Raw genomic sequence first — 21061 nt, 5'->3', positions numbered from 1 at the left:
GACGTTTTTTGAGGGAAATATGTCATTGCCGCCACTGCCATTTTGTTGCATCATGGCCCCATGAATACCATAGACGAACTCAAGGAACCCGCTTCCCCGCCCCAGGGTAGCGCCGCCGGCAACGCACGCGAGATTGCATTCCTGGTGTACCCCGGCTTCCAGATACAGGACCTGAGCGGGCCATTGGCGGCGTTCGAGGTGGCGGCGACGATCCACGGCGGCTGCCGCTACCGGTGCGAGGTGGTGTCGCTCGCAGGCGGCGCCATCTGCAGTTCGTCCGGACTGGAAATCGTGACCCGCCAGGTCCGGACCCAGCCCTATGACACGCTGCTGGTGGTGGGGGGCTCGATGTCGTCCGATCCGGCCATCCTTCCCGCCATCTCCGACCAGTTGAACATCGCCGCCATGCGCGGCAGCCGCCGCATCGCCAGCGTCTGCACCGGCGCCTTCCTGCTGGCGGCAGCCGGCTTGCTCGATGGCCGGCGGGCAACGACGCATTGGAAATATGTCGCTCGCCTGCAACGCCAATATCCCAGGATCAAGGTGGAAGGAGACCGCATATTTACCCGCGACCAGGGTATCTGGACTTCCGCCGGCGTGACCTCCGGCATCGACCTGGCGCTGGCCATGATCGAGGATGACCTGGGCAGCGATACCGCGCGCGACACCGCGCAGATGCTGGTGGTGTATCACCGCCGGCCCGGCAATCAGTCGCAGTTCTCCGCCATGGCGGCCATGGAACCCGAGTCGGACCGCATCCGGCAAGTGCTGATTTATATGCGGGAACATCTGCGGCAAGAGCTGTCGACGGAGCATCTTGCAGCCGTCGCCTGCCTGAGTCCGCGTCAGTTCGGCCGTTCCTTCCTGCTGGAGACGGGCGAAACGCCGGCGAAGGCGGTCGAGCGGCTGCGCGTGGAAGTGGCGCGGCTGAAGGTGGAACGCAGCGCTGAACCGATTGAAATCATTGCCCGCACCTCCGGCTTTGCCGATCCTGAACGGATGCGGCGCGCCTTCATCCGCGTGACCGGCCATCCGCCGCAAAGCATACGACGCATGGCGGGCCATGCCGGTCAAGCCTGAGCCTGCGCAGCCGTCTGGCTTTAGATCCCCACAACCGTATAACCGCCATCGACCAGCAGGTTTTGCCCCGTCACAAAGCGTGCCTCATCGCTCGACAACCAGACAGCCACGTCGCCCACGTCCGCCGGCTGGCCTACCCGGCGCAGTGGCGTGGCGGCGGCAAAGGTATCGGCCAGCGCATCGTTGCCCCCCAGGCGCGCGAACATGGGTGTAGCGATAATCCCGGGCAAGATACTGTTGATCCGTATGCCCAGCGGCCCCAGTTCCACCGCCAGCGCGCGCGTCATGGCCAGCAGGCCCCCCTTGCTGGCGGCATAGGCGGAAGAGCCACTGACCGCCGTGTCCGCCAGCCACGAACTGGTGTTGACGATGACGCCACCACCATGCTCGACGATGGCTGGCGCTGCATACTTGATGGAAAGCCACACGCCCTTCAGATTGATGCCGAGCACATGATCGAAGTCGTTTTCTGTCAATTCGGCGATCGGCGCGAAAGCGCCTTCCGTGCCCGCATTGTTAAAAACGATATCGAGACCGTCAAACGCGCTCAGTGTGCGATTCACCATCGCTTCGGCGTCAGCCGCAACAGACACATCGGCTACCACGGCGATTGCCATGCCGCCAGCATCGCGTATCAGATTCACCGTTTCCTGCAACTTTTCCAGCTTGCGGCCAACCACTGCCACCCTGGCGCCTTGACGTGCATAAGCCAGCGCGGCGGCACGGCCTATGCCGCTGCCACCACCGGTGACGAGGGCGACTTTGCTGGTAAAACGTTGCTCGGTAGAAGAATGGCTGTGCATGGGTAATCTTTCTATTATCAAAGAGAAGCAGAGAAATCCAGTGTAGGGCCATCGATTCATGCTGATAAGCCCTGCTTTCACCATGGCCTTGCTGGCCCTGATTCATCAATCAAGCTTGCCATTCGCGGTATAGTCACTCTATGCGCCCCCATGAATTTGCCGAACTGTCAGCTTTTATTGCCATTGCAGAAGAAGGCAGCTTCCGGCGTGCGGCAGCGCGCCTGAATTTGACACCATCCACCCTCAGCCATTCTTTGCGCGCACTGGAGCAGCGGCTGGACGTACGCCTGTTGCAACGCACGACGCGCTCGGTGTCGCTGACAGATGCGGGCACGGCCTTGCTGGCGCAAATCGCCCCCGCATTCAGCAGTATCGCCACGGCCATCGATGGCGTGAATGCGTTTCGCGAGCGGCCACGCGGCACCGTGCGCCTGAACCTGCCTTTGCTGGCGGCGCAAATGATATTGGCGCCGCGGCTTGGGCAATTTCACGCCGCCTACCCCGATATCGTGCTTGAAGTTGCCATCAACGACGGTTTGGTCGATATCGTGCGCGAAGGCTACGATGCCGGCATGCGCCTGGGCGACAGCGTGGAACTGGACATGACAACCGTGCCCGTCAGCGGCAAGCAGCGCTTGGCCATCGTTGGTACACCGGCTTATTTTGCGCAACATGCAGCACCGCGCACACCGCATGACCTGCAGGCACACCGTTGTATCGGCTACCGCCTGGTGGCGGGCGGCGCCTTGTGCCGCTGGCAATTTGCCAGGGATGGCCAGGCACTGGAAATACAGGTTGGCGGCCCCATGGTGCTGGGCACGCCCGGACTGATGCTCGATGCGGCATTGGCAGGCGTGGGCCTGGCTTCAGCGCTGGAAAGTACCGTCACCGGGCATCTGGCTGCTGGCAGGCTGGTGCGTGTACTCGACGACTGGTGCCCGCCATTTGCCGGCTTTCATTTGTACTATCCCAGCCGGCGCCAGATGCCGGCCGCCCTGCGCGCCTTGATCGATTTCCTGTGCGCTGGCGACAACGCCACGCCAGAAAATCCAGGCTGAGTATTTCATTATTGACAATCACCATTTGATACCCTATCTTCATGGGCCTGTCACCATGAAAGCCCCCATGCGCAAACTCGGTCCTGTCCTGATCTTGCTGGCGTTAATCGTTTTATCGTGTTTTGGCCTGGCCCAGGCGGCGCCGGCCTCCCCTGCACCGCCTTGCGCCAAGGCCGATGCTGCCATCCGCGAACAGGCTTATGTCCCCATCAATGGCATCGAGCAATGGATCACGATCAACGGTGCGCGCTGCGGCAATCCGGTGATCCTGTTCTTGCATGGCGGTCCCGGCAATCCGCTCAGTCCGTTTGCCGATACCATTTATGCAGGCTGGGAACAGCACTACACGCTGGTGCAGTGGGACCAGCGCGGCGCGGGCATGACGTACAGCAAGAACCGGCCGGCGGACGATGTGCCCTTGAGCTTGCAGCAGATGCGCGATGACGGGATTGCCGTGGCGACATATCTGCAACAGCATCTGGGGCAGCAAAAAGTTATTTTGATGGGCAGTTCCTGGGGTTCGATCCTCGGCGTGTATATGGCCAGGGCGCGGCCGGACCTGTTCCATGTCTATATCGGCACGGCGCAGGTGGTCAATGCGCAGGCAAACCTGGGCTCCATGTACCGCCAGGTCCTGGCGCTGGCGCAAGCGGCCAACGATATCGCGACGGTGGAAAAACTGGCGGCGCTGGGGAGTCCTCCATGGCGCGATCCCCGCAATTTCGGCATCTTGCGCCGGTTCGACCGCAAGTATGAAGCGCAGGTGACGGAGGCGCCGCCGAAAGCCTGGTGGCAGCCGGCTGCCCTGTATGCCACGCCGCAAGCGCTGAGCGATGCCGAGGCGGGCGACGATTATTCCTACATTCAATTCATGGGCTGGCAAGGCGACGGCATGTTTTCCAGGGTGGACTTGCCTGCGCTGGGCACAAGCTTCGGCTTGCCCGTGTACATGATAATGGGCGAGGAAGATTTGCTCAGCTCGCCGGCCATCGCGCGCAGCTATTTCGACAGCATCCAGGCGCCGCAGAAAGGTTTTGTGCTGGTGAAACGCGCCGGGCACGACCCGAACCAGGCCGTGCTCGATGCGCAGTGGCGCGTGTTACGCGAACAAGTTACGCCCTTGCTACATTAGCCCGGATATTCAAGTAACGGATCGCCATCGCCGCCACCATCAGGATGCCGGAAGCGGTGGCCAGCACCACGATAAACGCCTGGTCGAACGCCGAGCGGGCCAGTTCCGACACTTGCAAGCCGAGTTCGGCCGGCAAGTGTTCGGCAGCCATCAATGCCGCGTCCAGGGTATCGTGGGCGTTCGGCAGCAAGCCGGCGCTTTCCGGGATCACCAGGGTGGCGCTGTAGACGGCCGACAGGATGGTGCCCAGCACCGTCACGCCGATCACGGCGCCCAGTTCATACGACACTTCCTCGATCGAGGCGGCCATGCCCGCCTGCTGCGGCGCCACATTCAGCATCACGGCGTTGGACGCAGCCGTCATGACGGCGCCCAGGCCCAGGCCCAGCACCACCAGGCTGGCCACTTGCGCCGGGACGGCGGCATTGTGCAGCAACAAATAGGCGGCCATGCCGATGCCTGACAGCAGCAAGGAGCCCCACAAGACCATCGCCTTGTCGGCCCGTGGCAGCATGAAACCGGTGATGGGGCCGGCAAAGACGGACGCCAGCGGCAGTGGCAACAGCAGCAGGCCTGCTTCCAGCGGCGACAATTCACGCACCAGCTGCAAATGCTGGCTCAGCGCCAGTTCCATGCCGATCAGGGCGGCCGAGGCGACCATGGCGGCGGCCACCGCGCTGGAGAACGGCAGTGCGCGGAACAAGTCAAAATCGATCAGCGGCTTGGCTTGCCGGTTCTGGCGACGCACGAAAGCGATGGTAAACACGGCGCCCACGGCCAGCGCGGCTGTGGCGATCAGGTAGGACGGCGAGGATTTGCCCAGTTCCTTGATGGCGTACACGCCACCGAGCAGGCCCATCATGATTTGCAATGAACCCGCCAAATCCCAGGGTTTGTCGCGGTTGCCGGCCCGCCTGGGCAAGATCCAGGCGGCCAGCACCACGGTCAGCAGCACGATCGGCACGTTGATCAGGAACACGGAACCCCACCAGAAATGTTCGAGCAGGAAACCGCCCAGCACGGGGCCGAAGGCGGCGCCGCCCGAGGCGATGGCTGCCCACACGCCGATGGCGAACGAGCGCTCGCGGCGGTCGCTGAAAGTCAGCCGGATGATGGACAAGGTGGCCGGCATCATCAGCGCGGCGCCGACGGCCAGCAGCACGCGGGCCACGATCAGCCAGGCTGGTGAGGGCGAAAACGCGGCGCACAGCGAAGCGGCCCCAAACACGGCCAGGCCGGCCAGGAAAACGGGTTTATGGCCGAGGCGGTCACCGAGCGTGCCGAAACCGGGCAGCAAGCCGCAGACGACCAGGGAATAGATATTGATGATCCACAGCTTTTGCGAGGCGCTGGCCTGCAATTCGCGGGTCAGTCCGGGAAGCGCCGTGTAGAGCACGGTCATGTCGACCACGATGAGGAACAGGGCGCTGGAGACGATGGCCAAGGTCAGCCACTTTTGGATGGGATGCATAGACAACTCATTTCAATTAACAACTATCGGTGTGCGTAAAAGCCTTGTTGCGCAGGTTTTTGCCGCGCAAATTCTTGGTATGGGGATACAGGGCGTGCGGCGTACGTCGCGGCAGGTCGTCAAGCACGGCGACCTCCATCGAGTTCGCGCAGCATGACGACGGACACTTGCTGGAAACCACGGCCCTGGAAAAATTGCTGTGCGTTCAGATTGTGCGCGCCGCATTCGAGGAATAAACGGGCGATGCCATGGCTGCGCAATTCGCTTGCCACCCATTCGACCAGCGCCGTGCCGGCGCCGCTGCCGCGCGCATCCGGGTGCAGTACGATATCGTCCAAGGCGGCAAACGATTTCGAGGCGCGCTGGCGCGTATCGATGGAGACCAGCGCCATGCCGATGATGCGCTCGCCATCCTGCGCCACGGCCAGCAAGGTCGAATCGCCATGTTCCCAGTCGTGCGACAGCGCGGCGCGGATCTCGCTGCGTATCACGTCCGGCAAGTCGGCGCGCCAGTTGCCGGGGGCATCGGCGCGCGGGCCTTGCAATTCGGAATGGGAAATGTAGTCGGGGCTGACATTATTCAGGTACAGGGCGCACAGGGCGTCTTCCTGGGTGGCGTCGTGGCACCAGTTGAAGGTGATGGCTTGAGTCGTGATGGCTTGAGTCTTATTCATGGCAAATCTCGTGTGATTGAACTAAGTGTCCTCAGTTTATGTCGCGCTGGACTGTGCTTCAAGTTAAAATCCATCTGTAAATCAGATGGGAGCACGCCATGCAATGGACTCTGGAACAAATGCGCTACTTTGAAGCGGCCGTCGCAGCCGGTTCATTTTCAGGTGCGGCGCGGCGTCTGGGGCGCGCGCAATCGGTGGTCAGCACGGCCATCGGCTTGCTGGAAGCGGAATTCGGCCTGGAACTGTTCGACCGTTCGCGGCGCAGCGCCGTGCTGACGGAAGCAGGCAAGGTGATGCACCTGGAAGCGTGCGAATTGCTGCGCCAGGCCGAGCGGCTGCAACTGCGCGCCCAATTGCTGAGCGTGGCGCCCGAAGCGCGGCTGACCCTGGCCCTGGATGAAGCCCTGCCCTACCTGGCTATCAGTACCCTGGTGAAAGAATTGGCGGCGCGCTACCCGGCGCTGGAACTGGTGATGCTGAACGCCACCGCGTCCGAAGTGGCTTTATATGTGGAACAGCAGCAAGCCGACGTGGCCTTCCACTTCGACCGGGGCCCGATTTCGCCGGTGCTGGAACAGCAGCATATCGGCAGCGTGGCGCAGGGCGTGTTCGTGGCCAAGGGGCATGCCATGGCGCATGGACAGGAAGTGACGCGCAGCGAGTTGACGCGCTATCGCCAGCTGATCATGGATTCCGAGCTGAACCGCGAAAACGCCTACAGTCCCGCCGTCTGGTATTCCGACAGCTTTTATTCGATTGCGGAAATGGTGGCCGACGAGCTGGGCTGGGCCATCTTGCCCCTGAACATAGCCAACTACGACAACTACAAGGGCTATCTGCAGGAAGTACCCTGCCCCGCGCTGGCCCTGTCGCGCCTGCCCGTGCGGCGCTTGTCCATCCACGGCAAGAAACTCAGCGAAACCAGCCTGTGGCTGACCAGCCGGCTGGCGGAGTTGCTGCAAGATGGGCCACGGCACGATAAAAACCCTTGATTTGATACATGCATTTATTACGCAAGCGTAGTAATATACTTCGCATGCGTAATAATACCGATCCCCTTTCCAGTCCCGTCGACGCCTGCCCGCTGGGCGAGCGCTCGCCGCGCCTGTTCAACCTGCTGACCCTGGCGCGCCAGAACCTGTTCCGTTCGGCCGATGCCGTGTTCAGCAACGAACTCGGTTATTCCGGCACTCAAATCGTCGCCCTGTTTGCCCTGAAGGGCGAGGAAGGCTGTCAATTAAAGGACCTGGGGCGGGCGCTGCAGCTGAAAAATTCGGCTGTCACGGGCCTGGTGGCGCGCATGGAAGAAAACGAGCTCATCGTGCGCGGCCAGTCCCGCCATGATGCGCGCGCCGGTTCGCTGCGCCTGTCCAGCAAGGGCCGCGACGTGCTGGCCGTCGCCCTGCCGCTGCTCGACAGTTTGAATATCCAATTGAAACAAGGTTTTAGCGAGCAGGAACTGGCCATCGTTGCCCGTTTCCTGATCCATGCCGGGAAATTAAAGTTTGCGCAAGATCAATCCAACCCAAGTACCACGGCCGGGATCGGACCCTGAGGGTCCGACCCCGGCACTTGCTTTGGGGCTAGTTTCATTCAATTTATCGCGTTTTTATACTTGACAGGAGTAGCAATGCATTTGAAAGACATGACCGGCTTGCAATTGATGCAGGCCTTCGCACAAGGCAAGCTGCCTGGACCGGCGATCACCACCACCATGCCGATGGATTGCGTGGAAGCCGAGCACGGCCGCGTGTTATTCACGGCCACGGCCAACGAAACCCATACCAACGCCATGGGCGGCGTGCATGGCGGTTTTGCCGCCACCATCCTCGACTCGGTCACGGGTTGCGCCACGCACACGGTATTGGGTGCCGGCGAAACCTACGCCACCACCGACCTGAGCATCAAGATGTGCCGTCCCCTGCCCTTCAACAAGGCCGTGTTTTCGGAAGGTAAAGTGATCAATGCGGGCCGCAACCTGGTCATTTCCGAGGGATACATCCGCGACGAAGCGGGCAAGGTGTTTGCGCACGCGACGGCCACCTGCATGATTATCCGCCCGGCGTCTGCCTAAATGATACGAACAGGCACTGTGGAAGAAGCCCATCAGCTGATGCTGGGCATCCCGGAATTCGACCGCCCCCGCTCGCTGCACGACATGCAGGCCCGGCTGCCTGAAGGCGCGCTGATCCTGGTCGCCGAGCTGGATGGTCTATTGGCTGGCTTCAAGATAGCCTATCCCGTCAGCGACACCGAGTTGTACAGCTGGCTGGGCGGCGTACTGCCCGCCTATCGCCAGACGGGACTGGCGCAGCAATTGCTGGCGTTTCAGGAAAACTGCGCCAGAGAACGGGGATTTCGCGCGCTCAGCGTGAAATCGATGAACCGCTACCCATCCATGCTGCGCCTCTTGATCAAAAATGGCTACCAGATCCGCACCGTGGAGCAGTTTGGCGATCCTGCCCACGAACGGATTGCCTTTATCAAGCCACTCTGACCGCTGCCTGGCGCCGGCGATACCAGCCGCGCAAGGCGGCATTGACCGGTTCCGATACCTGGCGGCTGACCAGCATCGCAACAAAGGCAGATACCGCGATAAACAGGCACAGCCAGGGCAAGCGCATGGCGTAGCTCAGTTCCGCCTTCGTCACGACGTTGCGCATGGCCGCCAGCACGATAATATGGAACAGATACAGTTCATAGCTGTGGCGCCCGGCCCAGCGCAGCGGGCCCGCCAGCCACCCAGTCGTCCAGCCCGGTCGCGTTTCGCCATGCGAACCCAGCAGGATGCCGGCGGCGGCCAGCGCGATCAGGCTGAAACCGAACATTTCGTGGCCGGCAATGCCGCGCAGATAGATAAGGGGCAAAGCAACACCCGCGATCACACGCAAGACCCGCTTTGCGCGCGCCGACAAGGCCAGTCGTGGCGCCCATAATGCCGTCAGGCAGCCGATCGCAATCGCATCGAAACAGGCGAAATAACCATACATGAAGTAGATTTCATTGTCGGCATGCAGTCCCCGATAATATGGCCCCGCCACGATGGCGGCCACGCAGACGGTAGCAATTAGCCAGGTGCGGCGCAAAACCAGGCACAGCAGCGGCAAGGCCAGGTAAAACATTTCCTCGACCGATAGCGACCAGTACACATTCAGGCAGTAATTGAAGTACCCGGCCGACTGCATCAGCGCGTTATGCCAGAAAGTCAAGATGGAGAGTACGGCGATGCCGAAATAGCTGGCTGGCAACGGCGGCCTGGCGTCGCCATTATTGAAAAACGGCACGTTCAATACGCCCAGCAACACGATGATGGCCAGCGCGAGCAGCAGGCTGGGCAGGATGCGGGCGGCACGCATCCAATAAAAGCTGGACGCATCGATCGCACCCAGGCTGCCCCAGCGCGTCAGGATGCCACTGGTAATCAGATAACCCGAAATCACGAAAAAGATGGTCACGCCATAATTGCCATTGAACGCGATGGCCTTGATGGCGGCTGGCCCCAGCAGATCGCCCAACGGACTTTTCAGCAGGCCAAAGGCCAGGGTGAAATGCAGGACCAGCACGCAGGCGATGGCCACGCCGCGCAAAAAATCGATGCGCGCATTGCGCGGTGTTGGAATGGTCATAAATAGAAGCGCGCTGGCAGTACCGTATGTGACAGAAGGCACCAGTATGTGACTGATGTCGCATATTGTCAATACGGTACCTGGCTTGCGCTATCAGGCCGTCAAACGCGCCCGTATCGCCGCCCGGTTGGCGGCCTGCTCCAGCCAGCGATCAAAGCTGCTCAAGCCCGGATACAGCTGCCGCAGCATGGGCAGGTCGGCCTGGCCATCGAGCTGCCCCTCGTCGCTGGCCGCTATCAGCATGCGCAGCAACTCGCTGTGGCGCAGCACTTCGTCCGGGAAGCGCTGGTAAGTCACCGGCACGCCGGCCGCCGCGCCCAGCTTGGCCGCCAGTTGCGTGCCGGTCACGGCATCGCTGGCGATATCGAAACTGCGGCCCGTAAAAGTGGCCGGGTCGGCAAAGATGCGGGCCACGATCTGGCCGATATCCGAGACGGCCATGAATTGCATGGCCTGCCCGGGCTGCATGAAAAAGCGCAGTTGTCCGGGACCCAGGCCAAAACCGGGCACCAGCAGGATTTCCATGAAAGCCGCCGGGCGCACGATGGTGCTGGCGACCGGCAAGCTGCGGATATATTGCTCGATCTGCCATTTGGTGGCGAAATGGGGGATGGTCGTTTCGGCCGACGCGCCGCCGCCCGAGGTGTACACGAGGTGCTGCACGCCGGCAGCCACGGCCGCATCGGCGACCGCCTTGCCGAAGCGCACCTCGTCGGCATCGAGCACGCCATTGCCGCCGGAGCTGGGCTGGACGCTGAAGACGCCATGCACGCCAGCCATGGCCGTGTGCAACGCGTCCGTGTCGCCCATGTCGCCGGCCACCAGCACGATGCCCGCTTGCGCCAGGACTTGCGCGGCGGCACTGCCGGGGTCGCGCACCAGCGCGCGCACTTGCCAGCCCTTCTCTTTCAGGGCGCTGGCTACCGAGCCGCCTTGCTGGCCTGTGGCGCCCAGCACCAGGATGGTTTTGTCGTGATGATTCATGGAATTCAATTCGTAAAGTTGCAGGAGTTACGAATATATACCCATGGAATATAATGGGGAAGACGGCACTATTTTGTGCTTCAGTTACCTGGAGAGAACCTTTGAATCGACCTGACCCGCCTTCCCCTCCCGTCAAGCGCCGCAACACATGGAATGGCGACGCGCCCATCTTGCAGCCGTGCGCGCCGCATTCGGTACTGACGCGCCTGGGTGACAAATGGACCATGCTGGCGATGTCGCTGCTGGCCATGGCGCCCGGCAACCGCTTGCGCTTTTCCGAATTGAAGGGTGGCATCGACGGCATTTCGCAGCGCATGCTGACCTTGACCCTGCGCCACCTGGAGCGCGACGGACTGGCGCTGCGCCATTATTATCCCGAGGTGCCGCCCCGGGTCGAATATGAATTGACGGCCATGGGCAAGAGCATGCTGCCGGCGCTGGAAGGATTTACGGGCTGGATACGCACGCACTGGCCCGCCATCGAAGAGGCGCGCGTGGCCTACGATGCGCGGCTGGACGCCAACCCGGCGCCGTGACGTCAGGCCGGCTTGCGCCTGGCCTTCAGCAAGCTGCCGGCCGCATTGTCGTCAAAGCGGCCCGCTTCCTCGATATAGCCATGCACCGTGCCATCGTGGCGCCAGCCGCCCTGGCGCTTGATGGACTGGAAATCGGCGCCGGCGCGATGCGCGCTGGTGGCCATGCCGCGCCGCAGGCTGTGGCTCGACAGTTCCGGCACGTAATCGAGTCCCGCCAGCCTGGCGCAGCCTTCCAGTATCGTATTGATGCTGCTCGCGTGCAGCCCTTTTGCACTGACTTGCCCCCACTGGTTCACCGTGCGCAGCAGCGGCCCGGCCGCAATATCGGCAGCGGCCAGCCAGTTGCGCAGCGCGGTGGCCGGGCAGCAGACACCTTCCCCAAACGGTATCGCCTTGACGATGCCCTGCCCCAGCTGATCGGTCTTTGAACGGGGCAAGGTCATCACCAGGCCTTGCGCCTCCCAGTCCACGTCAGCCACCGTCAAGGCCACCAGTTCGCTGCGGCGAAAGCCGCCAAAAAATCCCAGTTGCAGCAAGGCGCTGTCGCGCAGCGCTTTCAGGCTGCCCAGCGCATGCAACTGGGTCACGATGTGTTCCAGATCCTCCAAGGGCAAGGCCTTGGCCTTCTTTTTCGGCTTGCCGTGCAGGCGAGCGATGCCGGCCAAGGTCTTGCGCACGGTGGGCGTGGAAGCCGGGTCGATAAAGCCCTGCACCACATGCCATTGCGACAAAGCCGTCAGGCGCAGCGCCAGGGTGCGCACGTTCAGGCTTTCCGCATAGGCCAGCAGGTAGCGGATCACGCTCGATTCGTCCGCAGGCAAGGCTCCGCCCCAGCTTTGAAAGTGGCGGATCGCCGAGCGGTAGGTGCGGCGCGTGTTGTCCGAGGTGGCGGCAGCGAGGAACGCCTGGTGGCGGGCTGCCAGTTCGGCCGTGATCAGGGCGCCGTCTCCCCTGCCCTGTAACGTGGCGCTGGCAGGGGCGGCGATGGCGGCCGCAGCGGGGCGGGCTTTTTTCAGCGGGAAATCAGGCATAAGCGAGGTGGGCGTGGGCTAAATCGTGGGCAAAACCGGCGAAATGGGGCTTGTGTAACGCCAGAGACGAAGGATACCACTGAAAACCATCTTCTAACACGCGATAAGCTATCTTATCACAGCTTATATTTTCTAATTTTAATCAAATTTATATCGTAATATTATGCAATATTACGTATCATGTAATACGTTACTAAATTTCGCTCATAGGTGATTTTATGGCTCGCGCCGGCATTTTGTACTCTGACGTTATGAAAGCAGCCCAAATCGTCGCTGCCGATGGACGCAATCCCACGGTCGACAATGTGCGAGAAGCATTGGGCAGCACGGGCAGCAAAAGCACCATCGCCCCGCTGCTGAAGCGCTGGAAGGAAGAGTTTCAAAGTGCCGGCGCGCCGAAGACGGAAGCAGGCTTGCCGGCCGAACTGATGGAAGCCATGCGTGGCGTGTATCACAAGCAGCAGCGCGATGTGGCGCAGCAGCTGGAACAGGCCATGCAGGAAAACCGCAGCGAACTGAATGCGGCGCTGGAGAAATTGAAGAAGTCGGAAAGCGAACGGCTGAAGCTGACGGAAATCCGGGCCGCCCTTACCCAGGAATTGCGGGCTACCCAGCATGCGCTGGAACAACTGAAGGAAGAACACCATTTCCGCGCCGTCACGCTGGCTACCCTGCATAGCGATAATGCAGGCTTGACGCAGCGCTTGAGCGACCGGGGCGAGGAAATCGCCGCCCTGAACCGCCAGCTGGCGCAGGTGCGCTCGCAATTCGACCATTACCAGGAAGCCTCTGTCAGCCAGCGCAGCGAAGAACGCCAGGCGGCGCAGCAGCGCGAAAGCCGGCTGGAACAGGAAAACGCCCAGTTGCAGCAGCGCCTGCAGGGCCAGCAAGCGACCCTGGTGCAGCAGGATGTCCGTTTGGCGCAATGGCAGGACGAGCATGCGCGCATGGCGATCGCCGCCAATGCCGACCGTGAAGCGTTGGCGGCCTTGCGTCCCGAGCGCGACCAGTTTGAATATCAATACCTGCAGGCAGCCGCTTCGGCCGACGCCCTGCTGGCCAAGCTGGAAACGGCGATGTCAGCGCTGGGCGATGCCAAAATAGCGCTGGCGACGCAAGACCGGCAGCTCGATATGCAGGCCGAGCAAGCAAAACAGTCACTACAGCGTGAACAGGACCTGGCCCAGGAGCGCGATGCCTTGCTGCGCGAACACGCCATGCTGCTGGCGCAAGCCGAAGTGCGGGCGGCCAGGAAAACCGACCGCTAGCTTGCCCCAGGTTATCAGGTCACGCTACCAGAATTTCCACCATGGCGAGGACGGATGGTCAGCGGCAGGCTGCTGGAGCGCTGGCGCAAACGGCGTCGGCCAGCGCTCGCCGCTATTGGCTGCGCCAGCCAGCACGAAAGCATCATAGTGCTGCAGCTCGGGCGGATTGGGAAAGCCGGCCAGGTTGGCCAGGGCCGGGCTGACCACCAGTTCGCCCGTAACAATCACCGTATTGCACGCCACGTCGAGGTCGCTCAGCGCCATGCGCAACTCCTGCTGAAACTGCCCCTCTTCATCCATCGCGTCCAGTTCTTCCGTGCGCACCAGCACATGGCTGAACGGTTCCCGGGCGATACGCGCCATCCATTCCAGATACAGCGCATGGCGTTCAGCCCCCAGCGGCCCTTGCAGCGCCGCCGCGCGCGCCTGCAGCCTGGACAGCCCAACCTGGCGCTCACACACCAGATACGCATAGTCGCGCGCCTCGGCGTCTTCTTCGGCCTCGGTGCGCGCCAGGCGGATATCCTCAGCCCCAAACAGGCAGAGCCAGTACAGCGGGATGCAATACGCCGCCTCATATTCCGTGCCGGAACGCTCGCCGAACGCATGCCAGTCGCCCTCTGCCGGCGGCGTGGAGAAATCCGTGCAGCAGAGATAAACGCGGTTCGACATGATGCGGTTTCCTTGAAGAAATAGGCGTACGCCATCTTAATAAGAAATTCACCTTGCTTGCGTACGATAGAAATCGGCAAGGTGCTCATCGGGTAGCGCCTTCCAATATGAACAATGATTGGACGACACCTTCATGCACATTCCAGACCAGTCCGGCTTGCGCGCCCATCCCAGGGAGCGGCCATGAATTTCGTCGCGCATATCCTCGTCAATGCGCCAGCGCTTATGCCGCAGCCCGAAGATGGCAACCGCCACCTGCTCAAGGCGGCCCTGGGCGCGCTGGTCTATCCGCGCCAGCGCGCCCGCTGGCAAGCCTTCCTGGACGGCACGCCGGGCCTGGCGGCGCTGGCCCGCCTCCACCCCTGCCTGCGCTACAAGATATACCGTCCTTACGCTACACGCCAGCTGGGCTGCACGGCGCGGGTGACCTTGCTGGAAGGCCATTACCGCTTCCTGTGGCAAGCCGGCGCCCGCGCGCTGGTGGAACTGGCCGCCCGCCGTCCGCTGATACTGTCGCATGTCGCCGGCAAGGATGGCGCGCTGTACCGCTTGCAGCTGAGCGCCATCCACGACAGTTACCGCGAAGGCGAACTCTGCCTGCGCCTGACGCGCAATGGCCTGCCCCTGTACCTGGCCAGCTTCCTGTTCGTGCCGCGCGCCGACGGCGTGGCCATCCAACTGGGCGCGCTGCAGGGCTTGCGCTCGGAAGCGGCGGCCGACATGGTCAGGACGGCCACCCGCGCCTTGCACGGCTGCCGTCCGAAAAACCTGATGATTGCCGCCCTGCGCGATCTCGGCGATTTTTTCGGCTGCGGCAACCTGTTTTTGGTCAGCAACGGCAACCGCATCGCCCTCAATGCCCGGCGCCGGCGCCATATTGCCGCCGATTACGACCTGGCCTGGCGCGAACTGCACGCCTTGCCTATGCGCGATGGGAATTATCACTTGCCATGCACCCCCTACCGGTCGCCAGACTTGTCCGAGGTGCCATCGAACAAACGCGCCGAAACCCGCCGCCGTGGCGAGCTGCTGCACGCGATGGCGCGGGACATGCGCGCGCAACTGGCGGCCCTGCTGCAAGCGCCGCCGACAGATGCAGCAATGCTACAGTATTGACATTATCAAATCAATCATAAAGGATATCGCCATGTTATTAAAACTGCACTCGCTGCCTTTGTGCCTGCTGGCCCTGTCTATTGTGCCGGTCTCTGCAGCTACTGCCGCCAGCGGCCCTGCACTCGATGCCGCCGTGCGCCAGCGCGCCGAACTGCTGGTGCACGAGGGCCGGCACGCCAGCATCGTGATCGCCTTGACCGATGGCAAGAACAGCGCCGTCTACGGTTTCGGCCGCGCACGCGCCGACAGCAACAGCGAGCCAGATGCCGACACCGTCTACGAAATCGGCTCCATCACGAAAACCATGACGGGCCTGCTGCTGGCCGACGCCGTGACGGCCGGCAAGGTCAAGCTCGACGAACCGGTAGCCAGCCTGCTGCCCGGCTACACCATCCCCGCGTTCGAGGGACAAAAGATCACCTTGCTGGACCTGGCGACGCATTTTTCCGGCCTGCCGCGCCTGCCCGCCAACCTGGCGCCAGCCGACATGAACAATCCCTATGCCGGGTATGGCGATGCGCAGCTGCGCACCTTCCTGGCCAGCCACGCGCTGGCCCATCGGCCCGGTACGGTCTTCGACTACTCCAACCTCGGTTATGGCTTGCTGGGCACGGCCTTGGCGGCCAAGGCGGGCACGACGTACGAAAACCTGCTGCAGGAGAAAATTGCGCGTCCGCTGGGCTTGCGTTCCACGTCCACCGCCGCCACGCCGGCCATGCGCAGCCGGCTGGCACAAGGCCATTTGAGCGATGGCAAGCCGGCCCACAACTGGGACTTCCAGGCCATCGCCCCGGCCGGCGCCGTGTATTCCGACGCGCGCGACATGCTGATTTATCTGCAATCCTATATGAACAAGACCGGCGCAGCCCAGCAACTGGCGGTGCAGCCGCAACAAGTCCTGGAAGAAGAGCACGGCAAGAAGATCGGCCTGGCCTGGATCATCGACCAGGCCAAGGGCCAGCCATTTGCCTGGCATAACGGCCAGACCGGCGGCTACGCGAGCTTCGCCGGCTATACGCTCGATGGCAAGCGTGGCGTGATCATCCTGACCAACACGGCCAGCGACGTCGATGCGCTGGGCCTGGCCAGCCTGGTGCCGGGCACCTTGCCGCCCCTGAAAAAAGTCACGCCGCAGCTGAAGGAAATCTCCATCGCGCCATCCGAACTGGCGCAATATGCGGGCGATTATGCGCTGGCCCCCCAATTTGTGCTGACCGTGCGCCAGGGCCCTGAAGGCTTGCTGGTGGGCGCCACCGGCCAGGGCGAAGCGCCCGTCTATGCCAGTGCCAAGGACCATTTTTTCTACAAGGCCGTCGATGCCCAGCTGGAATTCCAGCGCGATGCCCAGGGAGTCATTACTGGCGTGGTGCTGCACCAGAATGGGCAGGCGATATTGGGAAAGCGCAAGCCATAACATGCCAGAAGTGTGGCTCAGCTTTAGGGGCGGCGTAGCAGTTTGTCGTAGTGAAACATCACTGCTAGCCACGGCAGGCGGGTTTCGCCCCATAGCGGACTGTCGCTCTTGCTTCGTTGACAGGATGATGCGGTAGCTACCTACACTTCAGTCATGGGGAAGAATCGTCTGACCTTTGCTAGACGCGACAGGCGCTAAACTGTTCTGCAACAATATACGACCGTCCAAATTCAAGTACTTGCAGCTTCCCATAGTCCACGTGCTTTGAACCGTCCCAGAGCTTTGGCAGGCGCCCGGGTAACGCGTTCGTGATAATGGGCTTGTCCTTTAACGCCTCTAGAACGTGTATTGCCACCGACTCAGGGAATCGCCCGAGTAGTCCGTAGTTCGAACTGGATATTCCCCTAATGGTCGGCACCGCATTCATAAATTTCACGATGCTTTCTGGCCGGCCCATGACTTCTATGCAGCATGAACAAACAATTCCGAACAAAATCTCAGGCGCCACTGAGTTTTGGGAAAACATAATGTCAACTACCGGCTCTAAAAAAGGCTTCAGTAATGGGGAATTACTCGAAACGGAAAGGGCCTCTGTTCCACTTGAGCAAAGAAACTCCTCGACTACTCCGAGGCAAGAAATCTCCCACAGTTCCGGGTCACGGCCATCGTGAAATTGAATCGACAAATTTAACTTAAGGTCATCTGCAAACCATTTAGCATCGACAAGTCGAATCCAACCTTCAGCATCGTCAAAGTTTTCGTTTAAGGATTCGAGTAATTCTTTCATATGCCTCAGTACAAGTTTGTTATATCCAACTGTCCGTTTTTTGCCGAACCCGGCCGTTATTCATCACATTCGTCGAGCAAAAGCAAGAGCTGCACTTCTTCATCGCTCGGCTGCCAGTCAGCACCACGTTCCTCGTAAATCTTTACAAGCCCCATTAGAGTCACTGGGTCATCAGCGACAAAAATACAAGTGTCATCTTCCGCTTGATATTGTTGTTCAGCCGTCTTGTCTCGAGTTACCGTATAGCCAAGTTTGTTCAAGACTCCCAACGCAGGGGCAAGCGTGTTTCCAGCGACTGCAATTCGAATTTTATGTTGCATTTCAATGATTCCATCATCAGTACAGATGCATTTCGTGCCAAGGGCCGTCCGCTTGTGGCCGGTACGAGTCATGTTCTAGTTGTTGAGGCGATAGATGCGATCAACTTCGTCCAAGGACAGCTTTGTAAGGCCACCTTCTATTTCTTGCAACAGTGCAGATGCTGGAAAATGTAAGGTGACAATTTCACCGCCTGGCCGTTCGACGGTAGTTCGGTAATCGTAAGGTAGATCGCAATCATCTCCGAGGAAGTCTTCGATGAAGTCAGCAAGCTCATAGTCGCCCACAACGACGATGACATGCTCATCATTGTGAAATCCAATTTGAATATAGGGCAAGACTTGCTTCATATTTTTCCTACAAATTCAAATAAAAGCGCCGATGTCGACCGGCAGCTTTTGGCCGAATGCCGCCTAAATTTAGTGATGAATCATTGGCCCATCCACTGGATTTCAGGTGTTCTCACCTGCAGCGGCAACCAGTACTTCAATGCATTTATTGCAGTCTCGACGGTCAATCCATCCACAAAAAACCCTCGATGCTCGTGTGCTTGTACCGTGGCTCGACCTTGTGCATCTACGTTAATTATAAAATTGCCATAGTCGATGCCGTCGCCGAGGCACGCGACAAAAAGGTCCGATTCAGGCTTCAGATTGACAATCGAGAACGTCAGAACATCATCCTCGCTAAGGGACCTGAACTCCAATTGAGTTGGCTTTTTCCCTAAGGTCTCGAACTCTACATAGTAATGTGCTGCTAATCGCATTCTGCTTTATCTTATAGTGGCTGAAGCTTAGTTCTGCCGAATGTCTGCTACTGGCCGAAATCAGCCAACCACGTGGTCATAAAGACGGATAATAACAACGCACTCAGCCAACAGCTTTGACCGAAAACGCTCTTCTAATGGAGCCAGCTTCAAATCCGTACGTAGCATGGCCTCTGAATCCCACATTAGGCGCGCGGAACCAAGAGGTATGTCTCTGGGGACCGCATCGGTGAACTCCGAAAATATTCTATGCTTTTTATCGAATTCAGCCTCAAGCGATAGGAGTACGTTTTCGATACGTCGCGCCCCTACAAAAAGTCCGACTTGCAGTGTCAAAAGTGCTTTAGAAGCACTGACCAATCTCTTTATTCTTGCGGTTCGCTGCTCAGGTGTCATTGGCAAAAAAGTACAATTCGAGTGTCTGATTCTGTCCATTTACAGTCTCGAAGCCGTCTTTTTTTCTTCCGTTTTGACTTGTTCCAACTGTCTACGAAATTTCTTCGGCAGAAAATACCTCAACAAAATGGTTGGCATTAAGACTATTGCCAGTGTTGTGCTGCCTACCCGCTTCAGGTTCAGAAGAAAGAAGATAAGAAGTCCACACACAACACACCAACCACCATAAATCAGGATTTTTACGCCTCCGGCTAACACAGACAGGCCCATAACCAGGGCCATCACGATGCAGCCGATTAAGGAATCATTCGGTTTACGTTCCATGGTTTCCTCTTGCTCATCTGTTTTCACCTCGGCATAAAAAAATCTTTGTCCGCTATTGGCCGTTAACAAACCCGTTATGCCATCACTTGGTTTTTCGAAGAAAAACTATACTGATACCAATAAATGCCACCCCAACCCCGGCCAATCCTGCTTGGTCACCGAAATACGCAGCGACAAAAAACATCAAACCGGCGCCAATGAAAAGAAAACCGCTCCGTTTCTTACTTTTCCTACTCTCGACAGACATTCCACTCTCCAATTTTATTACTAAAAATAGTATATTCTTCGAACCCTAAAAGTCAGCTTGTGGCCGAAAGCCGAGTACTGAAGACGGGGTCAGTTCTGTCTAGTGGTATTGGAATAAATCTTCCCATTGAATCGAATCACTCCAAAATTTGTATCGATATCGAAGTATCCATTATGTTTCGATGAAAGCACTCTATACGCGCCTCCATCCATTCCACACCAGCTGGCAATCCCAATCCACTTTTTTCCTTTTTGGACGTAGACCCAATGTTGTTCTCCACAAGACCCACCACTATAGGCGAAGATGATCTCCTTCTTTGCATCACTATTGAGATCAACCTCGGAAAATGCATCGACGCTTCTTACGCTGCAAGGCTGAATGTTGAGCTCTTTACATATCTCTTGGGGCAGGTGTTCTTGAGCACGTACAGCAGGAGTTGCAGTTGCAGCCGAGAAAATTGAAACCAAAAGAAGGAAAAAATTTGTCCTTTTCAAAAGGACTCCTGAGTGATTGAAATTAATTATGTATTCTAACCGTCTGTTCCTGGCCGCTGACAGTCATTTATAAATCTAACGTGGACTTAAAGTCCGGTGCGCTAGTCGACCATGGATTTGCGGGGTAATAGACTTTTTGGAGGGCGGCTTGATGGGCTCCAGGAGTTCGAGTAGACCCCACATAGCCAGACCCTGGCAGCCCAGTGCGCTTGTTTACTGCCAGTGCCTGTAATGGAGGGAGCCCTACTTTTTGGCAATATCTTTGAATTACACCAAGGAACCAGCCGGCGGCTCTATGATGCAATCCTAACTTTAAGCAGAGTTCACCGTAGGTAAAAGGCGGCCCCTTTTTGTTTGCCTGTTTTGCCAGAATGGTCCATGCCCGAGCCGCGCGTTTATACTGATCAATTTTCATTTCTATCTCCAAACCAAGGTTCGCTCCTGGCCGATTAACGACACTCCGAATTTGTACATTTGGTGAGCTGCCATACTGCACTAAAAAGGGATTCAGTAATCGGAAAAACAATGCCATATTCCGTCTTGCTCGCTTCAGTAGCATCCCAAAGTCCTTCAGGTAGTTGGCCGTAGATGTCTGCGGCAAGGTCCTCTGTATATTTTAGTGCTGTCCCATCAGAACGGATTTCGATATGTCGGCTGAAATAGCCTTCGTCGTCAATCTCGGAATACGCAAGATAGTCCTCGACTCCTTCGGTATTCCCTACAGATGAGTACAGCACATATAGCATGCAATTTCCCTATCAAGAACAAAACTTGGTTGCTGCTTTCGAGCAAACCCCGGCCGCTTCTGGCCGAAAGCCGAGTACTCATCAATTTCGTATCCGTAAAACTCACGATCAATAGGTT

The 21061-nt window shown here is 59.1% G+C and carries 25 protein-coding genes; 11 read left to right on the top strand and 14 right to left on the bottom strand.

Annotated features, from left to right (window positions below; translation table 11 throughout):
• Window positions 1–60 precede the first annotated feature (60 nt).
• On the top strand, window positions 61–1080 hold the full coding sequence (locus tag ACL9RI_RS12360) for a GlxA family transcriptional regulator (protein WP_422726867.1): 1020 nt from the start codon (window positions 61–63) through the stop codon (window positions 1078–1080).
• A gap of 20 nt (window positions 1081–1100) precedes the next feature.
• On the opposite strand, the gene ACL9RI_RS12355 is transcribed toward ACL9RI_RS12360, so the two are convergent.
• Entirely contained in the window at window positions 1101–1883 is a 783-nt protein-coding gene (locus tag ACL9RI_RS12355) for an SDR family NAD(P)-dependent oxidoreductase (RefSeq protein WP_422726866.1), read from the bottom strand.
• 140 nt (window positions 1884–2023) lie between these two features.
• On the opposite strand from ACL9RI_RS12355, the gene ACL9RI_RS12350 reads away from it, so the two are divergent.
• Together ACL9RI_RS12350 and ACL9RI_RS12345 are read left to right on the top strand one after the other, a co-directional pair.
• Window positions 2024–2941 (top strand): LysR family transcriptional regulator, encoded by a 918-nt coding sequence (locus ACL9RI_RS12350; RefSeq protein WP_422726865.1) that lies wholly within the window; start codon window positions 2024–2026, stop codon window positions 2939–2941.
• 67 nt (window positions 2942–3008) lie between these two features.
• Window positions 3009–4073, top strand: a complete 1065-nt coding sequence (locus ACL9RI_RS12345) for an alpha/beta fold hydrolase (protein WP_422726864.1) — start codon at window positions 3009–3011, stop codon at window positions 4071–4073.
• Here ACL9RI_RS12345 and ACL9RI_RS12340 read toward each other — a convergent pair.
• The gene (locus ACL9RI_RS12340) at window positions 4054–5544 is read right to left on the bottom strand and encodes an MFS transporter (RefSeq protein ID WP_422726863.1); all 1491 of its coding nucleotides are present in this window, start codon (window positions 5542–5544) and stop codon (window positions 4054–4056) included. The two genes, ACL9RI_RS12345 and ACL9RI_RS12340, sit on opposite strands and share 20 nt — an antisense overlap.
• A gap of 119 nt (window positions 5545–5663) precedes the next feature.
• Window positions 5664–6218, bottom strand: coding sequence for a GNAT family N-acetyltransferase (locus ACL9RI_RS12335; protein ID WP_422726862.1), 555 nt, complete (start codon window positions 6216–6218; stop codon window positions 5664–5666).
• A 98-nt stretch (window positions 6219–6316) separates the two neighbouring features.
• On the opposite strand from ACL9RI_RS12335, the gene ACL9RI_RS12330 reads away from it, so the two are divergent.
• From ACL9RI_RS12330 to ACL9RI_RS12315, 4 genes are all read left to right on the top strand, one after another.
• The gene (locus tag ACL9RI_RS12330; protein WP_422726861.1) at window positions 6317–7210 is read left to right on the top strand and encodes a LysR family transcriptional regulator; all 894 of its coding nucleotides are present in this window, start codon (window positions 6317–6319) and stop codon (window positions 7208–7210) included.
• Between the two features lie 44 nt (window positions 7211–7254).
• A complete protein-coding gene (locus ACL9RI_RS12325) occupies window positions 7255–7773 on the top strand; it encodes a MarR family winged helix-turn-helix transcriptional regulator (RefSeq protein ID WP_422726860.1) in 519 nt (172 codons plus the stop codon).
• A gap of 75 nt (window positions 7774–7848) precedes the next feature.
• On the top strand, window positions 7849–8292 hold the full coding sequence (locus tag ACL9RI_RS12320) for a PaaI family thioesterase (protein WP_422726859.1): 444 nt from the start codon (window positions 7849–7851) through the stop codon (window positions 8290–8292).
• Entirely contained in the window at window positions 8293–8715 is a 423-nt protein-coding gene (locus tag ACL9RI_RS12315) for a GNAT family N-acetyltransferase (RefSeq protein WP_422726858.1), read from the top strand. It begins immediately after the preceding gene.
• On the opposite strand, the gene ACL9RI_RS12310 is transcribed toward ACL9RI_RS12315, so the two are convergent.
• Window positions 8702–9844: an acyltransferase family protein gene (locus ACL9RI_RS12310; protein ID WP_422726857.1), complete on the bottom strand. Its 1143-nt coding sequence runs from the start codon at window positions 9842–9844 to the stop codon at window positions 8702–8704. The two genes, ACL9RI_RS12315 and ACL9RI_RS12310, sit on opposite strands and share 14 nt — an antisense overlap.
• Window positions 9845–9937: 93 nt before the next feature.
• Window positions 9938–10828 carry an NmrA/HSCARG family protein gene (locus ACL9RI_RS12305; RefSeq protein ID WP_422726856.1) on the bottom strand — a complete coding sequence of 297 codons (891 nt, stop codon included), beginning with the start codon at window positions 10826–10828 and terminating at the stop codon, window positions 9938–9940.
• 101 nt (window positions 10829–10929) lie between these two features.
• On the opposite strand from ACL9RI_RS12305, the gene ACL9RI_RS12300 reads away from it, so the two are divergent.
• Complete coding sequence (locus ACL9RI_RS12300) at window positions 10930–11364, top strand: winged helix-turn-helix transcriptional regulator (RefSeq protein WP_422726855.1); 435 nt, start codon at window positions 10930–10932, stop codon at window positions 11362–11364.
• A gap of 2 nt (window positions 11365–11366) precedes the next feature.
• Here ACL9RI_RS12300 and ACL9RI_RS12295 read toward each other — a convergent pair whose 3' ends face one another.
• Complete coding sequence (locus ACL9RI_RS12295) at window positions 11367–12395, bottom strand: site-specific integrase (protein ID WP_422726854.1); 1029 nt, start codon at window positions 12393–12395, stop codon at window positions 11367–11369.
• Window positions 12396–12646: 251 nt separating this feature from the next.
• On the opposite strand from ACL9RI_RS12295, the gene ACL9RI_RS12290 reads away from it, so the two are divergent.
• A complete protein-coding gene (locus ACL9RI_RS12290; RefSeq protein ID WP_422726853.1) occupies window positions 12647–13663 on the top strand; it encodes a DNA-binding protein in 1017 nt (338 codons plus the stop codon).
• A gap of 24 nt (window positions 13664–13687) precedes the next feature.
• On the opposite strand, the gene ACL9RI_RS12285 is transcribed toward ACL9RI_RS12290, so the two are convergent.
• Entirely contained in the window at window positions 13688–14335 is a 648-nt protein-coding gene (locus tag ACL9RI_RS12285) for a hypothetical protein (protein ID WP_422726852.1), read from the bottom strand.
• A 183-nt stretch (window positions 14336–14518) separates the two neighbouring features.
• Here ACL9RI_RS12285 and ACL9RI_RS12280 point away from each other — a divergent pair, with 183 nt between their 5' ends.
• Together ACL9RI_RS12280 and ACL9RI_RS12275 are read left to right on the top strand one after the other, a co-directional pair.
• Window positions 14519–15451 (top strand): VirK/YbjX family protein, encoded by a 933-nt coding sequence (locus ACL9RI_RS12280; protein WP_422726851.1) that lies wholly within the window; start codon window positions 14519–14521, stop codon window positions 15449–15451.
• Between the two features lie 31 nt (window positions 15452–15482).
• The gene (locus ACL9RI_RS12275) at window positions 15483–16865 is read left to right on the top strand and encodes a serine hydrolase (RefSeq protein ID WP_422726850.1); all 1383 of its coding nucleotides are present in this window, start codon (window positions 15483–15485) and stop codon (window positions 16863–16865) included.
• A 178-nt stretch (window positions 16866–17043) separates the two neighbouring features.
• Here the strand turns inward: ACL9RI_RS12275 and ACL9RI_RS12270 are convergent, their stop codons facing one another.
• From ACL9RI_RS12270 to ACL9RI_RS12240, 7 genes are all read right to left on the bottom strand, one after another.
• The gene (locus ACL9RI_RS12270) at window positions 17044–17652 is read right to left on the bottom strand and encodes a hypothetical protein (RefSeq protein ID WP_314631997.1); all 609 of its coding nucleotides are present in this window, start codon (window positions 17650–17652) and stop codon (window positions 17044–17046) included.
• 56 nt (window positions 17653–17708) lie between these two features.
• Entirely contained in the window at window positions 17709–18044 is a 336-nt protein-coding gene (locus tag ACL9RI_RS12265) for a hypothetical protein (RefSeq protein ID WP_422726849.1), read from the bottom strand.
• 3 nt (window positions 18045–18047) lie between these two features.
• Window positions 18048–18320, bottom strand: a complete 273-nt coding sequence (locus ACL9RI_RS12260; RefSeq protein WP_422726848.1) for a hypothetical protein — start codon at window positions 18318–18320, stop codon at window positions 18048–18050.
• An 80-nt stretch (window positions 18321–18400) separates the two neighbouring features.
• A complete protein-coding gene (locus ACL9RI_RS12255; protein ID WP_422726847.1) occupies window positions 18401–18736 on the bottom strand; it encodes a hypothetical protein in 336 nt (111 codons plus the stop codon).
• A gap of 435 nt (window positions 18737–19171) precedes the next feature.
• Entirely contained in the window at window positions 19172–19456 is a 285-nt protein-coding gene (locus tag ACL9RI_RS12250) for a hypothetical protein (RefSeq protein WP_422726846.1), read from the bottom strand.
• A 336-nt stretch (window positions 19457–19792) separates the two neighbouring features.
• A complete protein-coding gene (locus ACL9RI_RS12245; RefSeq protein WP_422726845.1) occupies window positions 19793–20197 on the bottom strand; it encodes a hypothetical protein in 405 nt (134 codons plus the stop codon).
• Window positions 20198–20646: 449 nt separating this feature from the next.
• Entirely contained in the window at window positions 20647–20943 is a 297-nt protein-coding gene (locus ACL9RI_RS12240) for a hypothetical protein (RefSeq protein ID WP_422726844.1), read from the bottom strand.
• Between the last annotated feature and the right edge of the window lie 118 nt (window positions 20944–21061).

Origin of the sequence: Janthinobacterium sp. Mn2066 (genome assembly GCF_049319705.1) — a bacterium.
Taxonomy (GTDB): Bacteria; Pseudomonadota; Gammaproteobacteria; order Burkholderiales; family Burkholderiaceae_D; genus Janthinobacterium.
This window is presented reverse-complemented; position numbering and strand designations above follow the sequence as displayed.

Bases quoted from the DNA above. Each gene is read 5' to 3' on its own strand.
- ACL9RI_RS12360 (WP_422726867.1), top strand. From the start codon at position 61: ATGAATACCATAGACGAACTCAAGGAACCCGCTTCCCCGCCCCAGGGT.
- ACL9RI_RS12355 (WP_422726866.1), bottom strand. From the start codon at position 1,883: ATGCACAGCCATTCTTCTACCGAGCAACGTTTTACCAGCAAAGTCGCC.
- ACL9RI_RS12350 (WP_422726865.1), top strand. From the start codon at position 2,024: ATGCGCCCCCATGAATTTGCCGAACTGTCAGCTTTTATTGCCATTGCA.
- ACL9RI_RS12345 (WP_422726864.1), top strand. From the start codon at position 3,009: ATGCGCAAACTCGGTCCTGTCCTGATCTTGCTGGCGTTAATCGTTTTA.
- ACL9RI_RS12340 (WP_422726863.1), bottom strand. From the start codon at position 5,544: ATGCATCCCATCCAAAAGTGGCTGACCTTGGCCATCGTCTCCAGCGCC.
- ACL9RI_RS12335 (WP_422726862.1), bottom strand. From the start codon at position 6,218: ATGAATAAGACTCAAGCCATCACGACTCAAGCCATCACCTTCAACTGG.
- ACL9RI_RS12330 (WP_422726861.1), top strand. From the start codon at position 6,317: ATGCAATGGACTCTGGAACAAATGCGCTACTTTGAAGCGGCCGTCGCA.
- ACL9RI_RS12325 (WP_422726860.1), top strand. From the start codon at position 7,255: ATGCGTAATAATACCGATCCCCTTTCCAGTCCCGTCGACGCCTGCCCG.
- ACL9RI_RS12320 (WP_422726859.1), top strand. From the start codon at position 7,849: ATGCATTTGAAAGACATGACCGGCTTGCAATTGATGCAGGCCTTCGCA.
- ACL9RI_RS12315 (WP_422726858.1), top strand. From the start codon at position 8,293: ATGATACGAACAGGCACTGTGGAAGAAGCCCATCAGCTGATGCTGGGC.
- ACL9RI_RS12310 (WP_422726857.1), bottom strand. From the start codon at position 9,844: ATGACCATTCCAACACCGCGCAATGCGCGCATCGATTTTTTGCGCGGC.
- ACL9RI_RS12305 (WP_422726856.1), bottom strand. From the start codon at position 10,828: ATGAATCATCACGACAAAACCATCCTGGTGCTGGGCGCCACAGGCCAG.
- ACL9RI_RS12295 (WP_422726854.1), bottom strand. From the start codon at position 12,395: ATGCCTGATTTCCCGCTGAAAAAAGCCCGCCCCGCTGCGGCCGCCATC.
- ACL9RI_RS12290 (WP_422726853.1), top strand. From the start codon at position 12,647: ATGAAAGCAGCCCAAATCGTCGCTGCCGATGGACGCAATCCCACGGTC.
- ACL9RI_RS12285 (WP_422726852.1), bottom strand. From the start codon at position 14,335: ATGTCGAACCGCGTTTATCTCTGCTGCACGGATTTCTCCACGCCGCCG.
- ACL9RI_RS12280 (WP_422726851.1), top strand. From the start codon at position 14,519: ATGAATTTCGTCGCGCATATCCTCGTCAATGCGCCAGCGCTTATGCCG.
- ACL9RI_RS12275 (WP_422726850.1), top strand. From the start codon at position 15,483: ATGTTATTAAAACTGCACTCGCTGCCTTTGTGCCTGCTGGCCCTGTCT.
- ACL9RI_RS12270 (WP_314631997.1), bottom strand. From the start codon at position 17,652: ATGAAAGAATTACTCGAATCCTTAAACGAAAACTTTGACGATGCTGAA.
- ACL9RI_RS12265 (WP_422726849.1), bottom strand. From the start codon at position 18,044: ATGACTCGTACCGGCCACAAGCGGACGGCCCTTGGCACGAAATGCATC.
- ACL9RI_RS12260 (WP_422726848.1), bottom strand. From the start codon at position 18,320: ATGAAGCAAGTCTTGCCCTATATTCAAATTGGATTTCACAATGATGAG.
- ACL9RI_RS12255 (WP_422726847.1), bottom strand. From the start codon at position 18,736: ATGCGATTAGCAGCACATTACTATGTAGAGTTCGAGACCTTAGGGAAA.
- ACL9RI_RS12250 (WP_422726846.1), bottom strand. From the start codon at position 19,456: ATGGAACGTAAACCGAATGATTCCTTAATCGGCTGCATCGTGATGGCC.
- ACL9RI_RS12240 (WP_422726844.1), bottom strand. From the start codon at position 20,943: ATGCTATATGTGCTGTACTCATCTGTAGGGAATACCGAAGGAGTCGAG.